The following is a 3,076-nucleotide window of genomic DNA, read 5'->3' as shown; positions in this document are numbered from 1 at the left end:
GATATAGAGTAGTTTTTGACCTCTCTAAACTCATTTTCCAAGTCTGTAAGCTCGTGGTAGTGAGTTGCGAATAAAGTCTTGCACTTGATATTGCTTTGAATATACTCGACTATAGCCCACGCCAAGCTTATACCGTCGTAGGTAGAAGTTCCTCTACCTATTTCATCTAGTATTACAAAGCTCTTTGATGTGGCGTTTTTAAGTATATGAGAGACCTCGTTCATCTCTACCATAAATGTAGATTGACCTGAAGACAAGTCGTCGCTAGCACCGACTCTAGTAAATATTCTATCACATATAGGTATATCGGCATAATCTGCTGGTACAAATGATCCCATATGTGCCATAAGCACGATTATCGCACTTTGTCTCATATATGTCGATTTACCAGACATATTTGGTCCTGTGATTATATTTATTATATTTTCGTCGTCGTTTAAATAAGTATCGTTTGGAACGAAGTTTTCTTCCCCTACTATGCTCTCTACAACTGGATGGCGACCGTTTTTTATATCTAGCTTGTTGCTGTCGTTTATATTAGGTTTTACATAGTTATTTAAATCTGCAACTGTTGCAAATGAAGTAAACACATCTATATTGGCTATTATCTTAGCCACATTTTGTATTCTATCTATGTTGTCGTAGATGTATTTTCTGACACCTACAAATAGCTCGTATTCTAGTACGCCTATTTTTTCCTTTGCGTGTAAGATTTTGTCTTCTATTATCTTTAATTCCTCTGTTATAAATCTCTCTGCATTGCTTAGAGTCTGTTTTCTTATATATCCATCGTCTATTTTCGCAGTAGCTAAATTAGCCTTAGTTATCTCTATATAATACCCAAAAACCTTGTTAAATCCTATTTTTAGAGATTTAACTCCTGTCTTTTCCTTCTCGCGGTTTTCGATTTCTTTAATCATGAAGGCTCCGTTTTTAGAAACCTCTCTTAGCTCCTTTAGCTCCTCGTTGTAGTCTGATTTTATTATGTTTCCGTCTTTTATAGTTATGCTCGGCTCTGGAAGTATCGCTCTATCTACTAAATCGTAAATATCCTCTAGAGTCTCCATCTTACCTACATAATGCTTTAATATAGATGCATCTGACTCTTCAATTCTACTTTTTAGCTCTGGAAGCTTTTCTATAGAATTTTTTAAGTTTATAAGCTCCTTTGGTGTAACTTTTTCAAACGCGATTTTACCGCATATACGCTCTATATCGTACACGTTTTTTAAGATTTCTATTAAATCTACTCTTAGAGAATAATCGTCCTTTATCTCTTCTATTACATCTAATCTATTTTGTATTCTTCTTTTGTCGACTAGAGGCTCCTCTACGTATTTTCTAAGGAGTCTTCCTCCCATTGCAGTAGAAGTCTTATCTAATACATGAAGCAGAGATCCCTTTTTCTTTTTAGTTCTTATAGTCTCTGTAAGCTCTAAATTTGATCGAGTAAACATATCTAAAACCATGTAATTTGAAGAGTTGTAGATATTTATATGATTTATATTAGAAGTTATCTGCTTTTGAGTATTGTATATATAGTTTAGTAAAACACATAAGCTTCTATTTATAAGGCCTCTATCATCGAATTTAACTCTGCTTAGATATTCATCTGAAAAATACTCGTGCAGTATTTCTTCATTTAAATATTCTTCGTCGAAGTTCTCGTTTAAATATATATTAGACAGTGAAGCTATAGCCTCTAAATTCTTCTTATAATCTAAGTCATTTAAAATTATCTCAGAAGGAGAAACCTTGGCGATTTCCTCTATAAGCTTGTCTTTTTTCAAGTAAGTGGCGTTTGTCTCTCCCGTACTTATATCCACATACGACAATCCTATATCGTCTCCCTCTTTAAATAGAGACATTAAGTAATTATTTTTCTTGTTTTCTAGTAAACTGCCCTCTAGCACAGTCCCTGGAGTCACGACCCTAATTACCTCTCTTTTGACGATACCCTTAGCAAGAGCAGGATCCTCCATCTGTTCTCCTATTGCGACCTTGTATCCGTTTTCAACTAATTTTGATATATATGAATCGGCAGCATGAAATGGAACTCCACACATAGGAGCTCTCTCCTCTAAGCCACACGCCTTTCCAGTAAGTGCTATTTCAAGTACCTTAGATGCAACTATCGCATCCTCAAAAAACATCTCATAAAAATCTCCCAATCTAAAAAACAATATACAATCAGGATATTTCTCTTTTGTATCAAAATACTGTTTCATCATAGGAGTTAATTTACTTCTGTCAATTTCCATCTTGTTTACACGTCAAGCTATAAGCTGACTACTCCTTTCTCTAAATATATTTCTATTTTCATCTAAAAATTATACGCTTTTTATCCTAGATATCCATTATATCATATTTTATAAAATTTTATGTACTAGTCTTAATTGGGAAATTTTAAATAGAAATATATTTTCACACAAAAAAAGCTCTCCACGAGAAAATTTAAACATCTCCATGAAAAGCTCTTTTTTCTCTACTCTCTATATATTGATAATATTACTATGTCAAAATTATTGATTTTTTAAAATCGTTTTTAACGCTAAAACCGCCGCCACTATAATTATAGACCACGCAACCAACATGAAAACCCAAGCTATACCTGTCATAGTATCAACTCCTTTCCTTGTTAATACTATTATATTAGAAATTTTCTGAAAATAGTGTGGTTCAGAGCATATTTTACCATTTATTAACATAATATATATTATTTTTACTATTTTTTAACATTATTTATTCCTTTCTTTAAGTTTTCTTAACAATTTTAAAATTTAATTCAAAATAATTTTGTATATAAATATATTAAGAAAGATATCTTTCATTTAATTATTTTTATCTTTATTTATATTTAGCGAAGCTACACCTCTTCTCACTAGGCATTATAAATATGTTTAAGAATTTTGTGAAGAATTATATAGTTTTCAATATCTATTTTTCCAAAATAAAGTTTATTCATTACATTAACTCTACAAATCTATTTTTTATCATATACTGAGTAATATAAAGATCTCTTGTCGCTAATTCCATAAATAATTCCTTTATTCGATTAAATTCTTTATATTTCTTA

General features: G+C 31.5%; 1 protein-coding gene. It reads right to left on the bottom strand.

The genetic code is table 11. From position 1 onward, the window contains the following. Positions 1-2,261: DNA mismatch repair protein MutS (gene mutS / locus ACI3VO_RS12110; RefSeq protein ID WP_439758163.1), on the bottom strand; the 2,261-nt coding region annotated here is incomplete at its 3' end. Positions 2,262-3,076 lie beyond the last annotated feature (815 nt).

Source organism: Intestinibacter sp., assembly GCF_051866655.1.
GTDB lineage: Bacteria > Bacillota > Clostridia > Peptostreptococcales > Peptostreptococcaceae > Intestinibacter.
The sequence above is the reverse complement of the archived record's forward strand: the minus strand, read 5'-3'. Positions and strand labels throughout refer to the sequence as shown.